Origin of the sequence: Celeribacter ethanolicus (assembly GCF_001550095.1) — a bacterium.
GTDB lineage: Bacteria > Pseudomonadota > Alphaproteobacteria > Rhodobacterales > Rhodobacteraceae > Celeribacter > Celeribacter ethanolicus.
The window spans coordinates 21,112-38,511 of record NZ_LRUC01000009.1 but is presented as its reverse complement, the minus strand read 5'-3'; the positions used below and the strand labels follow the sequence as shown (position 1 = coordinate 38,511).

Below are 17,400 nucleotides of genomic sequence, written 5' to 3'. Positions count from 1 at the left end.
TTTAAAACTCGACGACAGCGCGGATCGACTTGCCCTCATGCATGAGATCGAACCCGTGGTTGATCTCTTCAAGCTTCAGCTTGTGCGTGATCATCGGGTCGATCTCGATCTTGCCGTCCATGTACCAGTCGACGAATTTCGGCACATCGGTGCGGCCTTTCGCGCCGCCGAACGCCGTGCCTTTCCAGACGCGGCCCGTGACCAACTGGAACGGACGCGTGGAAATCTCCGCCCCCGACGGCGCCACGCCGATCACCACGGACACGCCCCAGCCCCGGTGCGAACATTCCAGCGCGTCGCGCATCACCTTGACGTTGCCGGTCGCATCGAAGGAATAGTCCACGCCGCCGATCTGATCCGCGCCACGTTTGGTCAGGTTGACGATTTCCTCGACCACGGTGCCTTCGATTTTCGTCGGATTGATGAAATGGGTCAGGCCGAATTTGCGGGCCATCTCCTCTTTGTCATCGTTCAGGTCGACACCGATGATCATGTCGGCCCCGGCCATGCGCAGGCCCTGGATCACGTTCAGACCGATGCCGCCGAGACCGAAGACGGCGGCGGTCGCGCCGATCTCGACGCCCGCGGTGTTGATCACAGCACCGATGCCGGTGGTCACGCCGCAGCCGATGTAGCAGATCTTGTCGAAGGGCGCGTCGTCACGCACCTTGGCCAATGCAATCTCCGGCATGACGGTGTGGTTCGCGAAGGTCGAGCAGCCCATGTAGTGGTAGACCGGCGTGCCGTCGAGCATCGAAAACCGCGTGGTGCCATCGGGCATCAGCCCCTGACCCTGAGTATTGCGGATCGCGGTGCAGAGGTTGGTCTTGCCGGAGAGGCAGGACGGGCATTCGCGGCACTCGGGCGTGTAAAGCGGAATGACGTGATCGCCCGGTTTCAGCGTGGTAACGCCTTCGCCAACCTCCAGCACGACGCCCGCGCCCTCGTGGCCGAGGATGCAGGGGAAGATGCCCTCCGGATCGGCGCCCGACCGGGTGAACTCGTCCGTGTGACACAGACCCGTGGCCTTGATCTCGATCAGAACCTCGCCCTTCTTCGGGCCTTCGAGGTTCACTTCCATTATCTCGAGCGGTTTCCCGGCCTCAAGCGCAACCGCGGCTTTCGTTCTCATAAACGCGTCCTCTTCGTTCAAAAACGGCAATATTGGCAGAGAAACGCCGAACCCTGCGATCCGCTCTGCCAAAATATCGCTCTGCACTCTTGTCGCCCATCGCGGCACGCAGCACAATCTGGACATTCGGCAGAATTCGGACAAATGACCCCCAGAGTCCGCCGCACCACGCAAGCACCACGCAACATGGCCCGGTTTGGCCGCCCTCAAACCAAGGAGCCCACATGAGACATCCCGTTACTTCGACACGCATCCGCGTCGATCTCGTCATCTATCCCGGGTTCAAATGCATGGAAGCGGTCGGCCCGATGAATGTGTTCACCGCCGCCAACCGCTATCTCGCCGCCGCCGAACATCCGGCGCGTTATGACGCCCGCCTGGTCACCCCCACCCCCGGACCGGTCTGCTCCGAGACGCTGTTGTCGCTTCAGGCGGAAGTGGCGCTGGCGGAGTGCGTGCCGGAGGACACGGTGATGATCGCGGGCGCACTCGACATCGAACGCGCACTGGCCGACACCCCGGAGATCGTCGACTGGTGCAGACGCTACGCGCCTGAGAGCCGCCGCTTCGCGTCGCTGTGCACCGGAACCTTCTTTCTCGCCGAGGCCGGGCTTCTGGACGGGCGCAAGGCGACCACGCATTGGAGCGTCGCGGATCTGTTGCAGCATCGCTATCCGAAAATTTCGGTCGATGCCGATGCGATCTTTCTCAACGAGGGCAATCTTTATACCTCCGCCGGGGTGACCGCCGCCATTGACTTGGCACTCGCCTTCGTCGAACAGGATTTTGGCCGCGATCTTGCTCTCTCGGTCGCCCGCGACATGGTGATGTATCTCAAACGCCCCGGCGGTCAGTCGCAATTCAGCTCGCTCTTGACCGGACAGATGTCCAACCGCGCCGGGATGGCGGATATTCGGACCTGGATACACGGCAATCTCGACCAGAAGATCGTGACGCTCGACCTGGCCCGGCGCGCCGGGATGAGCGAGCGCAATTTCGTGCGCCATTTCACCCGGGAAATCGGTCGCAGCCCGATGGAATACCTGATCAACGCCCGCTGCGAACGCGCCACGGCGCTTTTGTTGGAGACCGACCTGCCGCTCAAGACCATTGCCCACCAGGTCGGGTTTTCTTCCGACGATCAGATGCGCAAGGTCTTTGTCCGCAAGTTTTCCCTGACACCGCGCGAATATCGGGAGCGGTTCAAAAGTGCACAAGCCGAGTGATGGTCCGACGCAAAAACACGCGAGAGAGCCGATTCGCGTCCGGACTTTGCAACCTTCGGATGACAAAATAGCCGAAGTCACGCAACGACCACCCAATGACTTGTGCATATTTTAAGGGCACAATGTGAAAAACCGGACAGAGAATTTGCGACCTTTTGCGCCATTGTGTCGCAATGATACCGGCAAATTGACTTAAGTTTTCTGCCGCGAATTTCACTCTCAGAAAACACTCTCTGATCACCTTCGATTAACGAAGGGAAATGCAAGAGCAGGTCACCTGCCAGCAACAACCATCAGGGAGAATGAGGGTGAAACACACCTCGTCAACTCATCACGTGACAGGTGCGTGCGGAACCATTGGTTCTTCGCAAGACACCATGCCGGGCCTGCTCGCAGCCCGAATTTGTCGGTTGTTGTTTGCAGATGCACGGGCCCTGTGCCGCCAAGCTCGCTTTGGCGAGGCGCCGGATCGTCAGCCGCCCTGCACGGCCTGAATTCAATATCCTTTAGCGTTGCCACGGCAACGTCTGACCACCTTGCCTTCTGAACCGTTCCCGAACGGTCAAAGACCGCACTCCCAGCCACACGCAGTAGCCGAGGTATATTTCCATGCGTGATACAATTGACATCCCCGCGCTCGTCGCACGTCGCGAGGTTTACAAAAGCCTCGAAGCCCCGTTCTACACGTCTCACGACGTGCTCGATCTCGATATCGAGGTGATCTTCGGCAACCACTGGATTTTCGTCGGCACCGAACCGGAACTGCCGGAACCCGGCGATTGCATCACCGTCGAAATCGGGCCGGTCTCTGTCCTGCTGCTGCGCGGCGACGACGAGGAAATCCGTGGCTTCCACAACGTCTGCCGTCACCGCGGCGCCAAGCTTGTCGACCAGAAATCCACCACCATCGGCAACATCGTCTGCCGCTACCACGGCTGGACCTACAACGAAGATGGCGAATTGATCCTGGCCGAGCACATGGGCAAGGATTTCAAGAAATCCTGCCACAACCTGCGCACCGTGCATGTCCGCTCGATCGCGGGTCTGATCTTCATCTGCCTCGCCAAGGACGCGCCGGCGGACATCGACCTGATGGCCGAGACGATGGAAAAATACATCGCGCCGCATGACGTCAAAAACACCAAGGTGGCGTTCCAGTCCGAGCTGATCGAAGAAGGCAACTGGAAGCTGACGCTCGAAAACAACCGCGAGTGCTACCACTGCGAGGGCAACCACCCGGAACTGACCGTGCCGCTCTCCGAATTCGGCTTCGGCTTCTCCCCGGACGAGCTCGACGAGCGTCGGGCCGAGGACGTTGCGCAATACGAGCGTGACGTGCTTGAAAACCACGCCCGCTGGACGGCCTGCGGCCTGCCCTCTTCCGAGGAACAGCACCTCGCCAATGTCACCGGCTTCCGCACCATGCGCCTGCCGTTGATGCGCGAAGGCGAAAGCCACACCGTCGACACGAAAGTGGCCTGCAAGAAACTCTTGGGTAACTTCAGCCGCGAAACCACCGGCGCGAAACTCGGCGGTCTGAGCTTCTGGACCCACCCGAACTCCTGGCACCATTTCATGTCCGACCACATCGTGACCTTCTCCGTGCTGCCGCTCTCCCCAAACCGCACGCTCGTGCGCACCACCTGGCTGGTGCACAAGGACGCCGTGGAAGGCGAAGATTACGACCTCGACAACCTCACCAAGGTCTGGACCCACACCAACCAGCAGGACGCCGATCTCGTTCGTCTGGCGCAACTGGGCGCGGAAATGTCCGGCTATCAGCCGGGACCGTACTCGCCCTACACCGAGCCGCATGTCGAATCCTTCGCGGCCTGGTACATCGCCCGTCTGAACGACTATTTCGTCAAGGCCGACACCCAGAAGGTGGCTGCGGAATGACTGCACCGACCAACGAGAAGCTGACCGAAGCGACGGGCGTTCCTCTGTGGGACCCGGAGGTGGACGACACGCTCGTCTGCCGCCAGGTCCGGCAGGAAACGCATGACGTGAAGACCTTCGTGTTCTCGGCACGCGAACCGCGGGACTTCCGGTTCTACCCGGGACAGCACATGACCTTTGAACTGCCGGTCGACGGCATGGTCACGCGCAGCTACACGATTTCCGCCTCGGCGGCGCGGCCTTACCGGATCGAAATCACGGTCAAGCGCGTCCCGGGCGGCCCGGGGTCCAACTGGCTGCATGACAACATGCTGCCGGGCAAGGAACTGAACGTCATCGGCCCGTCGGGGGAGTTCACCACCGACGCCAATGCGGAAGAGAAACTTCTGTTCATCTCCGCTGGCAGCGGCATCACGCCCTTGATGTCGATGACCCGCACGGCCTGCGACCTATCGGAACCCTACGACCTGCATTTCGTCCATGCGGCCCGGACCCCTGCGGATCTGATCTTCCGCAAGGAGCTTGAGCTTCTGGCGATGCAGAACCCGACCCTGAAACTGGCTCTGACGGTCGACACCACCTCTGCCAGCCACGCCTGGAGCGGATATGTCGGACGTCTGAACATCCAGATGCTCGCCATGATGTCGCCGGATTACAAGGAGCGCAAAGTGTTCTGCTGCGGTCCGGCGCGCTTCATGGAAGGCGTGCGCGACATGCTGCGCGAGGCCGGGTTCAACATGGACAACTATTTCGAGGAGAGCTTCGATTTCGGGGCGGAAACGGCGGGGACCATCGAAGAGCCCACCGCAGCCCCCGAAATCAGCGGTCAGACCTTCCGCGTGAGCTTCCCGAAAACCGGTCATGTGGTCGAGGTCAGCCCCGGCATGACCATTCTGTCTGCGGCCAAGGAGGCCGGGCTTCTGCCCATCTCCTCCTGCCAGCGCGGCATCTGCGGCACCTGCAAATCGAAACTTCTCTCCGGCGAAGTCGATATGCAGCACGGCGGCGGCATCCGCAAACGCGAGATCGAGCAGGGCAAGATCCTGATCTGCTGCTCGACCCCGCTGTCCGATGTCGAGGTCGAACTCTGAAGTGCAACCTCTTGTCCCGCGTGTCCGCGCCCTGAGGCGCTCACCAAAGCGGCACGCGTGACATCTCAATAAAAGCAATGGTCCCCCAAGAGACCTCAAGAAAACCTGAAAGCGGTTTTTTTCCGCACACCCAACAATGGAGGGATATCTATGACTGACTCCAAAGATCCGGTGCAAACGCCGTATGAGGCGCCGCCGGAAAGCATCATCGAGACCGATTACGATATCGGCCAAGACAATATCGAAGGCCAATTCGGGCCTTTCGGTTTTGACCTTCACAAGCCAGTGTTCCCGGTATCTGCCATCGCCGTCATCGCCTTTGTGGTCTTCACCCTGTTGCTGCCGGAAAAAGCAGGCAACATGTTCAGCGCCATGTTCTCTTTTGTGACGAAAGGGTTCGATTGGTTCTTCCTCGGCGCGGCAGACATCTTTGTCATCGTCTGCCTTCTCATAGTGATCAGCCCCTATGGCAAAATCCGCCTGGGTGGCCCCGAAGCGAAACCGGATTTCACCTACACGAGCTGGTTCGCGATGCTCTTCGCCGCCGGGATGGGCATCGGTCTGATGTTCTATGGGGTCTCCGAGCCTCTGAGCCATTTCTCCTCCTCGATGGGCGGCATTTCCGTCGGCGAAGACGGCGTGCGCACCGACTGGGCGCCGCTGGGCGCGGCCGCTGGCAACGAAGCCGAAGCCGTGCGTCTCGGCATGGCCGCCTCGATCTTCCACTGGGGCCTGCACCCTTGGGCGATCTATGCCATCGTGGCGCTGAGCCTCGCGCTGTTCTCATATAACAAGGGCCTGCCGCTCACCATCCGCTCCGCGTTCTACCCGATCTTCGGTGAACGCGTCTGGGGCTGGCCGGGTCACATCATCGACATCCTCGCCGTGTTCGCGACCCTCTTCGGTCTCGCCACCTCGCTGGGTCTCGGCGCGGCACAGGCCAACTCCGGCTTCAACAAGCTTTTCGGCATGCCGATCAGTGATACCTCGCAGGTGATCCTGATCTGCGGCATCACCGCTGTCGCTCTGTTCTCCGTGGTCCGTGGTCTCGAAGCCGGTGTGAAACTCTTGTCCGAGATCAACATGGGCGTGGCCTTCCTGCTCTGGGCCTTCGTGCTCATCGCTGGTCCGACCCTGCTGCTGACCACCGACATCCTCAACTTCCTCGGCGCCTACCTGCAATACCTGCCGGAGCTGTCCATGCCGATCGGTCGTGAAGACGTCAACTTCTCGCAAGGCTGGACCTCCTTCTATTGGGCTTGGTGGATTTCCTGGTCCCCGTTCGTCGGCATGTTCATCGCCCGCGTCTCCCGTGGCCGCACTGTGCGCGAGTTCATCATCTCCGTGCTGATCGTCCCCTCCATGGTCTGTGTGCTCTGGATGTCCGTCTTCGGCGGGGCCGCAATCAGCCAGGTGGTGCGTGACGGCTACATGGCCGTGACCGAAGCCCCCCTGCCGCTTCAGCTCTTCACCATGCTGGACGCCATGCCCTGGACGGCGATCACCTCCTTCATCGGCATCGTTCTGGTCATCGTCTTCTTCGTGACCTCGTCCGACTCCGGCTCGCTGGTCATCGACACTATCGCCGCAGGCGGTAAAGTCGACGCACCGGTGCCGCAGCGCGTGTTCTGGTGCCTGTTCGAAGGCGTGGTGGCCATCGTGCTGCTGCTCTCCGCAGGCGGCCTCAGCTCGCTCCAGTCCATGGTCATCTCGACCGGGCTTCCGTTCACCGTCGTCCTGCTGATGATGTGCTACGCGATCTGGCGCGGTCTGGCCTCAGAGCCCCGATAACTTCCGAGGGCCTCCCCTGCCCTTCCCCTGTGCCGCCGGATGGTTCGCCCTCTGGCGGCATTTTTTATAACCCGCCTCTCTTCTGGCCCGCTCATGAGGTCCCCATGTCCGACCGCATCTTTCTCAGCAACCTGTGTCTCTATGGCTTTCACGGCGTCATGCCGGAAGAAAAACGCCTCGGTCAGCGGTTTTACATCGACCTGTCCTGTGAACTCGATCTGGCACCGGCGGGACAGTCCGACGATTACACGCGGACCGTCTGTTACGACGCCCTCTGTGAACTGGCGCAAGAGATCTCCGACAGCGGCCCCTTCGACCTGATCGAAACCCTGGGGGAGCGGATCGCGCAGGGGATTCTGGATCGCTTTGCCCTGATCCGCGCCGTGCGCGTCACCGTGCGCAAGCCCTCCGCACCGATCCGGGCCACGCTCGATCATGCCGGAATTGAAATCCGGCGACAGCGCTGAGCGCAAATTGCCGCATGTGCAACAGAACATATGCGGCAGATGCGAGATCGCGCGCCGACGCGTGCGACGCGCCGACCGGCAACGACTGGCAGTCCCATGAATCATCTGTCGGTGATCCCGGTCCGCTTTTGAAACTTCGGCCGAAAACCGGCCCGAAATTCAGCATAAAGTGGAGAATTCCGTTCAAATAATGTGCAGGACACGAATGAAATCCCGCCCACCCTGACCGACTTTTAGACCAAGACGACAAAAACATGACGATGACGCATACCTTCACAAGACGTGGCGCAAATGTCCGATTATTCGCCACGCACAGGCGCGATCATCCTCCGATCCCTTCTCTCACTGAGAAAGCTGCACGATGACTCGCTTCAATGCACTGAACCTTGTTAAGAACGCCCTGACCGGGCACAAGAACTGGACCGAGCAATGGCCGGAATGCCAGCCGAAAGCCGAATATGACGTGGTCATCGTCGGTGCTGGCGGCCACGGGCTTGGCGCCGCCTATTATCTCGCCAAAGAGCACGGCATCACCAATGTCGCCGTGATCGACAAAGGCTGGCTCGGCGGTGGCAACACCGGTCGGAACACCACGATCATTCGCTCGAACTACCTCTATGACGAGAGCCAGGCGCTCTTCAATCACGCGGTAGACCTGTGGCAGGGGCTGAGCCAGGAGCTCAACTACAACGTCATGTACTCCAACCGGGGCTGTCTCATGCTGGCCCATACGGTGCATGACGTGCAGAGCTTCAAGCGCCACGTCCATGCCAACCGCCTGAACGGCATCGACAACCGCTGGCTGACCCCGGAAGAGTGCAAGGAATACTGCCCGCCGGTCAATATCGCGAAAGACGCGCGTTACCCGGTGATGGGCGGTGCGCTTCAGGAACGCGCAGGCACCGCACGTCACGACGCCGTGGCCTGGGGCTATGCCCGTGGTGCCGCCGAGCGTGGTGTGGACATCATCCAGAACTGTGCGGTTCAGGCGATCCGCCGTGGCCCTGACGGTGCGGTGATCGGGGTCGACACCGACAAAGGTTTCATCAAGTGCAAGAAAGTTGGCGTCTCTGCCTCCGGCCACAACTCGATGGTCATGGCCACCGCAGGTGTGCGTCTGCCGCTTGAATCCATGCCGCTTCAGGCGCTGGTGTCCGAACCCGTCAAACCGGTCTTCCCTTGCGTTGTCATGTCCAACGCGGTGCACGCCTATTGCTCGCAATCCGACAAGGGCGAGCTGGTCATCGGCTCCGGGACCGACCAATATGTGTCCTACTCCCAACGCGGCGGTCTGCCGCTGATCGAGCACACCATCGCGGCGATCTCCGAAGTGTTCCCGATCTTCAACCGCATGCGGATGCTGCGCAAATGGGGCGGGATCACCGACAACACACCGGACCGTTCGCCGATCATCGGCAAGACACCGGTGCCGAACCTCTACGTCAACTGCGGCTGGGGCACCGGCGGGTTCAAGGCGACGCCCGGCTCGGCCCATGTCTTTGCCCACACCATCGCCAAGGACGAGCCGCACCCGATCAACGCCCCGTTCTCGTTGGACCGTTTCCGCACCGGCCGCCTGATCGACGAAGCCGCCGCTGCCGCTGTGGCCCACTAAGGAGAAACACGACATGATCCAGATTCATTGTCCTTATTGCGGCGAAACTCTGCCCGAGCTCGAGTTCACCTATGCCGGCGAGGCGCATATCGACCGACCGGAAAACCCGTCCGATCAGACCGACGACCAGTGGGAATCCTTTCTCTTCCTGCGCGAAAACGTGAAAGGCCCGCATTTCGAGCGCTGGCGTCACGCCCACGGCTGTGGCCGGTTCTTCAATGCGGTGCGGAACACCATCACCGACCGTTTCTACATCACGTACAAAGCTGGCGAACCGCGTCCGGATCTCGCCACGCTTCTGGAGGAAGATAAATGAGCAAGTATCGTCTTCGCGGACGCGGTCGTGTCGATGCCTCACAACCCGTCGTTTTCACCTTTGACGGCAAGCCCTACACCGGCCTGAAAGGCGACACCGTCGCCTCCGCGCTCTTGTCCCACGGCGTGCACCTGATGGGCCGGTCGTTCAAATACCACCGCCCGCGCGGCGCCATCGCAGCCGGTTCCGAAGAACCCAACGCGCTGATCGGCACCCGTCGTGGGCCCGGCCGGTTCGAACCGAACACCCGCGCCACCGTCCAGGAAATCTGGAACGGTCTGGAAACCACGTCGCAAAACAAGTTCCCGAGCCTGAAATTCGACGTGGGAGCCGTGAACGACGCCGCCTACATGATGTTCTCGGCCGGTTTCTACTATAAAACCTTCATGTGGCCGCGCTCCTTCTGGGACAAGGTCTATGAGCCCTTCATCCGCGCCGCCGCCGGTCTCGGCGTGTCCCCGACCGAAAACGACCCGGACACCTATGCCTCACGTTACGTCTACTGCGATCTGCTGATCGTGGGGGCCGGTCCCGCCGGCATCGCCGCCGCACGCGAAGCGGCTGGCAAGGGCCTGTCGGTCATTCTCGTCGACGAAAACGCCGAAATGGGCGGTACGCTGCTCTCCGAACCGCAAGCCAAGATCGACGGCAAACCCGCCTGGACCTGGCTCGAAGACGAACTGGCCGCGCTGAAAGAGGCTGGTGTCAAACTGATGACCCGCACCACCGCGATCGGGTATTACCACGAGAACCTGATCGCTCTGGCCGAAAAGCTGACCGACCACCTGCCAACGCTGCCCGCTGACACCCCGCGTGAGCGGATGTGGCGTGTGCGCGCCAAACAGGTCGTTCTGGCCCAGGGTGCACTGGAAAAACCGCTGGTGTTCCACGGCAACGACCGTCCGGGCGTGATGCTTGCGGGTTCTGCCCAGACCTTCATGAACCGCTACGGCGTCAAGGTCGGCGACAGCCCGGTCGTCATCACCTCGCATGACAGTGCCTGGTATGCCGCTTTCGATCTTCAGGATGCCGGGGCCTATGTTCAGGCCATCGTCGACACCCGCACCCAGGTGCGTCAGGACCTCCAGGCCGAAGCCCGAGCCCGTGGCATCCCGGTGAAACTGTCGCACACGGTCACCGCGACCGGCGGTCGTCTGCGCGTCAACAACGTGCGGGTGAACCCGATCTCCGGTGGCACCAATGTCGGCACCGGTCAGTGGATCAAATGCGATGCGCTGCTGATGTCCGGTGGCTGGACCCCCTCCCTGCACCTGTTCTCCCACACCAAGGGCAGCCTGGCCTGGGACGACGATCTCACCACCTTCCTGCCGAAAGACACGCCGGAAGATTGCGTGATCTCCGGGGCCTCTCGTGGTCTCTGGGGCGTTGAAGCCGCACTACGTGACGGCGCGACCCGTGTGGGCGAGGCTCTGGCCAAGCTCGGCGTCGAAGCCACCGCGACCGAATACACCGTGGCGGACGACCGCACCGGCTCCGGCGTCGCGATGCGCGAACTGCCGACCGACCGCAGCCCGGGCAAGGCAAAAGCCTTTGTCGACTTCCAGAACGACGTGACCGCGAAAGACCTGCGTCTCGCCGTGCGCGAGGGCATGCGCTCCATCGAGCACGTCAAACGCTACACCACCAACGGCATGGCGACCGATCAGGGCAAGATGTCCAACATCAACGGCCTGAACATCGCCGCTGACGCTCTGGGCAAAAAGCAACCGCAGGTGGGTCTGACGACCTTCCGTCCGCCCTACACGCCGACCACCTTCGGCGCCTTCGCGGGCTATCACCGCGGTGCGCATTTCGAAGTGGTGCGCAAGACACAGATCGACGATTGGGCCGAATCTCATGGCGCCGTGTTCGAACCCGTGGGTCAGTGGCGCCGTGCGCGTTACTTCCCGAAAGCGGGCGAGACCATGGATCAGGCCGTGACCCGCGAATGTGCGGCAACGCGGGCTTCCGTGGGCATCTTCGACGCTTCCACGCTGGGCAAGATCGAAGTCGTCGGCCCCGACGCCGCCGAATTCGTCAACCGCATGTACACCAACCCGTTCCTGAAACTGGCGCCGGGCAAGTGTCGTTACGGTTTGTTGCTGGGCGATGACGGCTACATCCGCGACGACGGTGTGATCGCCCGCGTCGAGGAAGATCGTTTCCACGTCACCACCACCACCGGTGGCGCGGCGCGTGTGCTGAACATGATGGAAGATTACCTCCAGACGGAATGGCCCGATCTGAACGTCTGGCTGACCTCCACCACGGAGCAATGGTCCACCGTTGCCCTGAACGGCCCGAACGCCGCCAAACTGCTCGCCCCCTTCGTCGAAGGCATTGAGCTGACCGAAGAGGCCTTCCCGCATATGTCTTGCGTGACCTGCACAGTGGCGGGCTACCCCGCCCGTTTGTGGCGCGTGAGCTTCACCGGTGAGATCGGCTTCGAGATCAACGTGGCAGCACCCTACGGTCGCGATCTTTGGGAAAAACTGTGGGAGGCGGGTCAGCAATACGACATCACCCCCTACGGCACCGAGACCATGCACGTTCTGCGCGCAGAAAAAGGCTATATCATCGTCGGTCAGGACACCGATGGCACCGTCACCCCGCAGGATGCGGGCATGGAGTGGGCCATCGGCAAGAAGAAAGCCGACTTTGTCGGTATGCGCGGCCTGATGCGTCCGGACCTCGTGGCTCCGAACCGCAAACAGCTCGTGGGTCTTCTGACCGAAGACAACAGCCTGCTCGAAGAAGGCGCTCAGATCGTGTTCGATCCGAAACAGCCGATCCCGATGACCATGCGCGGTCACGTGACCTCGTCCTACGATCAGGGCACCACCGGTCATCCGATTGCTCTGGCTCTGGTTGAGGGCGGTCACGCGAAGATGGGCGAAACGGTCTACATCCCGATGCCGGACCGGACCATTGCCGCGAAAATCACCGGGACCGTGTTCTACGATCCTGAAAACAGCCGCCTGAAAATCTGATCGGAGGTCAGACATGTCCAAGCATATCTCTTCTCTGGCCCCCTCGGTCGTAGTGGATACCGCTGCTGCCCGTGTGGCCGTCTCGCAACTGATCGGGCGCATCTCGCTGCGCGCTCGCGGCGATCTTGCCGCCGTCGGCAAGGCCATCGGCGTCGAGCTTCCGACCCAGATCGGGGCCTGCGCCAAGGCCGAAGGCATCGAAGTTGCTTGCCTCGGTCCGGACGAGTGGTCCCTTCTGGTCTCTCTCGACCAGATCGAAAAGGTGGAGGACGCGCTTGCGGCCCTCTACCCGTCGCTGCCGCATTCGATGACCGAGATCACCGGACGCGAAGTGACCTTCACCATCGAAGGTCCGAAAACCCCGGACCTTCTGAGCATCGGGCTGGCACGTGACGTCGCCTCGATCAAGGTGGGCCAGGCCCGTCGCACACTCTTCGACGGCACCACCGTCGTCCTTTGGCGCGACTCTGACACCAGCTTCCGCATGGATGTCTGGAACAGCTTCGCCCCTTTCCTTGCCACAACCCTTGAGACCGGCGCGAAAGAACTCGCGGCCGAACTCGCCTGAACCTGAAGGATCATCCGCATGTTTGACCGCCTGCAAAAATACGAAATCGCAGACGCCGACATCGCCTCCGCCATTGGCGAGGAACTGGAGCGTCAGCAGACCCAGATCGAACTGATCGCCTCCGAGAACATCGTGTCCCCGGACGTGATGGCGGCTCAGGGCTCTGTTCTGACCAACAAATACGCCGAGGGCTACGTCGGCAAGCGCTACTACGGCGGCTGTGAGTTCGTGGACAAGGTCGAAGCTCTGGCCATCGACCGCCTGAAACAACTCTTCGGCGCCGAATACGCCAACGTGCAGCCGCACTCCGGCGCACAGGCCAACCAGGCTGTGTTCCTCGCTCTGCTCGAGCCGGGCGACCGCATCATGGGTCTCTCGCTGGCCCATGGTGGTCACCTGACCCACGGTTCGCCGGTGACCATGTCCGGCAAGTGGTTCGATGTCGTCTCCTATGAGGTCGACCCCGAAACCCACCTGATCGACATGGAGAAGGTGCGCGAGAAGGCTCTGGAAACCAAGCCGAAGCTGATCGTCGCCGGTGCGTCTGCCTACCCGCGCGTCATCGATTTCGAAGGCTTCCGCAAGATCGCCGACGAAGTGGGTGCCTATCTGATGGTCGACATGGCCCACTACGCCGGTCTGATCGCGGGCGGCAAATATCCGAACCCGGTGCCGCACGCCCATGTGACCACCTCCACCACTCACAAAACCCTGCGTGGTCCGCGTGGTGGCGTGATCCTGTCCAACGACGAAGCGATCGCGAAAAAACTGAACTCCGCCGTCTTCCCGGGCAACCAGGGCGGCCCGCTGATGCACGTCATCGCCGCGAAAGCCGTGGCTTTCGGTGAGGCGCTTCAGCCGTCCTTCTCCGACTACGCCGGCCAGGTGATCGAGAACGCGAAAGCTCTGGCAGACGTCTTGAAAGTCGGCGGTCTGGGCATCGTCTCTGGTGGCACCGATTGTCACATGGTCCTCGTCGATCTGCGCCCCAAAGGCGTGACCGGCAAAGTGGCCGAGATCGCGCTCGAACGCGCTGGCCTGACCTGCAACAAGAACTCGATCCCGAACGATCCCGAGAAGCCTTTCGTGACCTCCGGCATCCGTCTCGGCACCTCTGCGGGCACCACCCGTGGGTTCAAAGAGGCCGAGTTCGAACAGATCGGTTCGCTGATCCTGCGTGTGCTCGACGCCCTGTCCGACAACCCGGAAGGCGACGCCGCCGTGGAAGCCGAAGTGCTGGCCGAGGTGAAGAAACTCTGCGCCGATCACCCGATCTACGGCGCCTGATCCTGTCGCGGCCTCCCGAGTGGGGCCGCGACACACCACACCGAGTTGATCTCTGATCTGAGGGGCCTGACGTTTATGCGCAGGCCCCGATTTGCGAAAGGCACCACCATGTTCCTCTCCGTCTTCGACGTTTTCAAAATCGGCATCGGGCCCTCTTCGTCGCACACGATGGGACCGATGGTCGCCGCGCACCGCTTTATCGAGGACCTCCGCGCCGGTAAGGGCAAATATCCCGGCTGTGGCCCGCTCGCTCGCCTGACTGCGACACTCTACGGCTCGCTCGCCTTCACCGGCAAGGGCCACGCCACCGACCGCGCCGTGATCTTGGGTCTGTGCGGCCAACTGCCGGACACGCTCGATCTCGATCAGGCCGACGCAATGGAACAGGCGGTCTATGACCAGAAGAAAATCATCCTCGACGGCTTGCCGGAACTGAATTTCGATCCGAAGAAAGATCTGGTGTTCGATTACGGCCCGGCGCTCGAAGGCCACGCCAACGGCATGATCCTGCGCGGCCATGACAAGGACGGCAACATCTACTACGCCCAGACCTATTATTCGGTCGGCGGCGGCTTCATCATGACCGACAAGGAGTTGGAAGACTCCCGCAATGGCGTGTCGCTGCATGACGAAAAAGAAGCGCTGAACTTCCCCTACCCCTTCGGCACGGCGAAAGAGATGCTCGCCATGGGGCTTTCCTCCGGCAAGTCGATTGCCGAGATGAAACGCGCCAATGAGCGCAAGGTGCACGGGGCCGATCTCGAACCGAAACTCGACCGTCTGATTGAGACGATGAACGAATGCATCGACCGCGGGCTCAGCCAAGACGGCATCCTGCCCGGTGGCCTCAAGGTCAAGCGCCGCGCCAAGGGCATCCATGAATCGCTCAAGGCCGAACAGGGTCTCAACATCACCGCGCCCCATGTCGCCAACGACTGGATGAGCGTCTACGCCATGGCGGTGAACGAGGAAAACGCGGCCGGCGGGCGCGTTGTCACCTCCCCCACCAATGGCGCGGCAGGCGTGGTGCCGGCGGTGATGCGCTACTACCGCATGCATTGCCAGGGCGCGACGGACGCGAAGCTCAAGGACTTCTTGCTGGTCGCCGCCGCCATCGGCGGGCTGATCAAACACAACGCGTCGATTTCGGGCGCCGAAGTCGGCTGTCAGGGCGAGGTTGGTTCCGCCGCTGCCATGGCCGCAGGCGCGCTTTGCGCCGTGATGGGCGGCACCAACGAACAGGTGGAAAACGCCGCAGAGATCGCCTTGGAGCACCACCTCGGCATGACCTGCGACCCGGCTGCGGGCCTCGTGCAGGTGCCCTGCATCGAGCGCAACGCACTTGGCGCGATCAAGGCTGTGTCGGCGGCGTCGCTGTCACTGCGCGGTGATGGCACGCATTTCATGCCCTTGGACAACTGCATTCAGGTGATGCTGGAAACCGGGCGCGACATGAACCTCAAGTATAAAGAGACCTCCACCGGCGGGATTGCTGTGAACCTGCCGGAGTGCTGAGAGGATCGGCTACGCAAAACAAAAAAGGGCGGCCATCACGGGCCGCCCTTTCTGTTTTGGGTCAGTGCGATCAGCTCGCCTTGAGCATGCCGTGCGGGTCGAGCACGAATTTCTTCGCGGCACCGTGGTCGAAGGCCTCATAGCCTTTCGCCGCATCCTCAAGCGAGATCACCTGCGCGTTCACGATGTCTGCGATCGGCAGACGTCCGTGCAGGATCGCCTGCATGAGCTGACGGTTGTATTTGAGAACCGGGGTCTGGCCGGTGTGGAAGCTCTGCGCCTTCGCCCAGCCAAGGCCGAAGCGCAGCGACAGGCTGCCCACTTTGGCCGCTTCGTCGGTCGCACCCGGATCTTCGGTCACATAGAGGCCCGGAATGCCGATGCTGCCTGCCACGCGGGTGATGTCCATCATCTGGTTCAACACGATGGCCGGTTGTTCACCGCCCGAATGCCCGCGCGCCTCAAAGCCCACGGCGTCGATGGCGGCGTCCACTTCGGGGCTGCCGGTGATCTCGGCGATCATATCGCCCAGACGGTCGCTCTGGGTCAGATCGACGGGGACAAAACCCATCTTCGCCGCGTGATCCAGACGTTCCTTGTTGAAGTCGCCGATCATCACGATGGCGGCGCCCAGGATTTGCGCAGAGGCCGCTGCGGCCAGACCGACAGGACCCGCGCCCGCGACATAGACCACGGAGCCCACACCCACGCCGGCCTGAACCGCACCGTGGAAGCCGGTCGGCAGAATGTCGGAGAGCATGGTGAGATCGGTGATCTTCTCCATCGCCTGATCGCGATCCGGGAATTTCAGCAGGTTGAAGTCGGCGTAGGGCACCATGACATAGCGCGCCTGACCGCCGACCCAGCCGCCCATGTCGACATAGCCATAGGCGCCGCCGGCACGGTCCGGGTTCACGGTGAGACAGACGCCGGTGTCCTGTTCTTTACAGCAACGGCAACGGCCACAGGCGACGTTGAACGGCACGGAGACGATGTCGCCGACGTTCAGCATTTCGACGTCAGAGCCTTTTTCGATCACTTCGCCGGTGATTTCGTGACCCAGCACGAGACCTTCGGGCGCGGTGGTGCGGCCACGGACCATGTGCTGGTCGGAGCCACAAATGTTGGTGGAGATCACTTTCAGGATCACCGCATGCTCAAGCTTGCGCCCGTTGGGGGCGGCCATCACCGGATCTGCGATGGATTGGACCTCGACCTTGCCGGGGCCCATGTAGACGACGCCTCTGTTGGAACTCATGACTTTCCTCCCATTATGTTCATACCAATGCGGACGCGACATCACGCCCGGTGCGGTTTCAGGGTCGGCCCGTTTCGTCCTCCCGGAACAGGCCGTCTGGGCACAGACCATGTGGTCCATGCGTCCGACCAGAAGAGCGTGACCAGGTCCGGCTCGCGCGAAGAGATGAGGCAAAGCGACAGAACATCTGCGTCAAAAGCAAAAGCGCGCCTCCCCAGGCGGGAAGGCGCGCATGAAGGACAGAT

At 61.7% G+C, this 17,400-nt stretch carries 13 protein-coding genes; 11 read left to right on the top strand and 2 right to left on the bottom strand.

The genetic code is table 11. The features are described 5' to 3' along the window. Position 1: 1 nt before the first annotated feature. Positions 2-1,132, bottom strand: a complete 1,131-nt coding sequence (locus tag NH195_RS04400) for an S-(hydroxymethyl)glutathione dehydrogenase/class III alcohol dehydrogenase (protein ID WP_066703712.1) — start codon at positions 1,130-1,132, stop codon at positions 2-4. A gap of 224 nt (positions 1,133-1,356) precedes the next feature. Here NH195_RS04400 and NH195_RS04395 point away from each other — a divergent pair, with 224 nt between their 5' ends. The 11 genes from NH195_RS04395 to NH195_RS04345 all read left to right on the top strand — a co-directional run bounded on the left by NH195_RS04395 (position 1,357) and on the right by NH195_RS04345 (position 15,897). Then, positions 1,357-2,358 (top strand): GlxA family transcriptional regulator, encoded by a 1,002-nt coding sequence (locus tag NH195_RS04395; RefSeq protein WP_066703709.1) that lies wholly within the window; start codon positions 1,357-1,359, stop codon positions 2,356-2,358. A 609-nt stretch (positions 2,359-2,967) separates the two neighbouring features. Next, complete coding sequence (locus NH195_RS04390) at positions 2,968-4,257, top strand: aromatic ring-hydroxylating oxygenase subunit alpha (RefSeq protein WP_066703706.1); 1,290 nt, start codon at positions 2,968-2,970, stop codon at positions 4,255-4,257. Further along, complete coding sequence (locus NH195_RS04385) at positions 4,254-5,348, top strand: FAD-binding oxidoreductase (protein ID WP_066703703.1); 1,095 nt, start codon at positions 4,254-4,256, stop codon at positions 5,346-5,348. Before NH195_RS04390 ends, NH195_RS04385 begins: the two co-directional genes overlap by 4 nt. A 150-nt stretch (positions 5,349-5,498) precedes the next feature. Then, complete coding sequence (locus tag NH195_RS04380) at positions 5,499-7,139, top strand: BCCT family transporter (protein WP_066703701.1); 1,641 nt, start codon at positions 5,499-5,501, stop codon at positions 7,137-7,139. 104 nt (positions 7,140-7,243) lie between these two features. Further along, entirely contained in the window at positions 7,244-7,606 is a 363-nt protein-coding gene (folB, locus tag NH195_RS04375) for a dihydroneopterin aldolase (RefSeq protein WP_066703698.1), read from the top strand. 361 nt (positions 7,607-7,967) lie between these two features. After that, on the top strand, positions 7,968-9,221 hold the full coding sequence (locus tag NH195_RS04370) for a sarcosine oxidase subunit beta family protein (protein WP_066703695.1): 1,254 nt from the start codon (positions 7,968-7,970) through the stop codon (positions 9,219-9,221). Between the two features lie 13 nt (positions 9,222-9,234). After that, entirely contained in the window at positions 9,235-9,537 is a 303-nt protein-coding gene (locus tag NH195_RS04365; RefSeq protein ID WP_066703692.1) for a sarcosine oxidase subunit delta, read from the top strand. Further along, complete coding sequence (locus NH195_RS04360) at positions 9,534-12,527, top strand: sarcosine oxidase subunit alpha (protein ID WP_066703689.1); 2,994 nt, start codon at positions 9,534-9,536, stop codon at positions 12,525-12,527. Before NH195_RS04365 ends, NH195_RS04360 begins: the two co-directional genes overlap by 4 nt. A 13-nt stretch (positions 12,528-12,540) precedes the next feature. Next, positions 12,541-13,095, top strand: a complete 555-nt coding sequence (locus tag NH195_RS04355) for a sarcosine oxidase subunit gamma (protein WP_066703686.1) — start codon at positions 12,541-12,543, stop codon at positions 13,093-13,095. Between the two features lie 18 nt (positions 13,096-13,113). Then, a complete protein-coding gene (glyA, locus tag NH195_RS04350) occupies positions 13,114-14,382 on the top strand; it encodes a serine hydroxymethyltransferase (RefSeq protein WP_066703683.1) in 1,269 nt (422 codons plus the stop codon). Positions 14,383-14,490: 108 nt separating this feature from the next. Further along, a complete protein-coding gene (locus NH195_RS04345) occupies positions 14,491-15,897 on the top strand; it encodes an L-serine ammonia-lyase (RefSeq protein ID WP_066703681.1) in 1,407 nt (468 codons plus the stop codon). Between the two features lie 70 nt (positions 15,898-15,967). Here the strand turns inward: NH195_RS04345 and fdhA are convergent, their stop codons facing one another. Then, a complete protein-coding gene (fdhA, locus tag NH195_RS04340) occupies positions 15,968-17,155 on the bottom strand; it encodes a formaldehyde dehydrogenase, glutathione-independent (RefSeq protein ID WP_066703678.1) in 1,188 nt (395 codons plus the stop codon). Positions 17,156-17,400 lie beyond the last annotated feature (245 nt).

What these genes read in the sequence shown, in the direction of transcription:
- NH195_RS04400 (WP_066703712.1), bottom strand. Translation starts at nt 1,132, where the DNA reads ATGAGAACGAAAGCCGCGGTTGCGCTTGAGGCCGGGAAACCGCTCGAG.
- NH195_RS04395 (WP_066703709.1), top strand. Translation starts at nt 1,357, where the DNA reads ATGAGACATCCCGTTACTTCGACACGCATCCGCGTCGATCTCGTCATC.
- NH195_RS04390 (WP_066703706.1), top strand. Translation starts at nt 2,968, where the DNA reads ATGCGTGATACAATTGACATCCCCGCGCTCGTCGCACGTCGCGAGGTT.
- NH195_RS04385 (WP_066703703.1), top strand. Translation starts at nt 4,254, where the DNA reads ATGACTGCACCGACCAACGAGAAGCTGACCGAAGCGACGGGCGTTCCT.
- NH195_RS04380 (WP_066703701.1), top strand. Translation starts at nt 5,499, where the DNA reads ATGACTGACTCCAAAGATCCGGTGCAAACGCCGTATGAGGCGCCGCCG.
- folB (WP_066703698.1), top strand. Translation starts at nt 7,244, where the DNA reads ATGTCCGACCGCATCTTTCTCAGCAACCTGTGTCTCTATGGCTTTCAC.
- NH195_RS04370 (WP_066703695.1), top strand. Translation starts at nt 7,968, where the DNA reads ATGACTCGCTTCAATGCACTGAACCTTGTTAAGAACGCCCTGACCGGG.
- NH195_RS04365 (WP_066703692.1), top strand. Translation starts at nt 9,235, where the DNA reads ATGATCCAGATTCATTGTCCTTATTGCGGCGAAACTCTGCCCGAGCTC.
- NH195_RS04360 (WP_066703689.1), top strand. Translation starts at nt 9,534, where the DNA reads ATGAGCAAGTATCGTCTTCGCGGACGCGGTCGTGTCGATGCCTCACAA.
- NH195_RS04355 (WP_066703686.1), top strand. Translation starts at nt 12,541, where the DNA reads ATGTCCAAGCATATCTCTTCTCTGGCCCCCTCGGTCGTAGTGGATACC.
- glyA (WP_066703683.1), top strand. Translation starts at nt 13,114, where the DNA reads ATGTTTGACCGCCTGCAAAAATACGAAATCGCAGACGCCGACATCGCC.
- NH195_RS04345 (WP_066703681.1), top strand. Translation starts at nt 14,491, where the DNA reads ATGTTCCTCTCCGTCTTCGACGTTTTCAAAATCGGCATCGGGCCCTCT.
- fdhA (WP_066703678.1), bottom strand. Translation starts at nt 17,155, where the DNA reads ATGAGTTCCAACAGAGGCGTCGTCTACATGGGCCCCGGCAAGGTCGAG.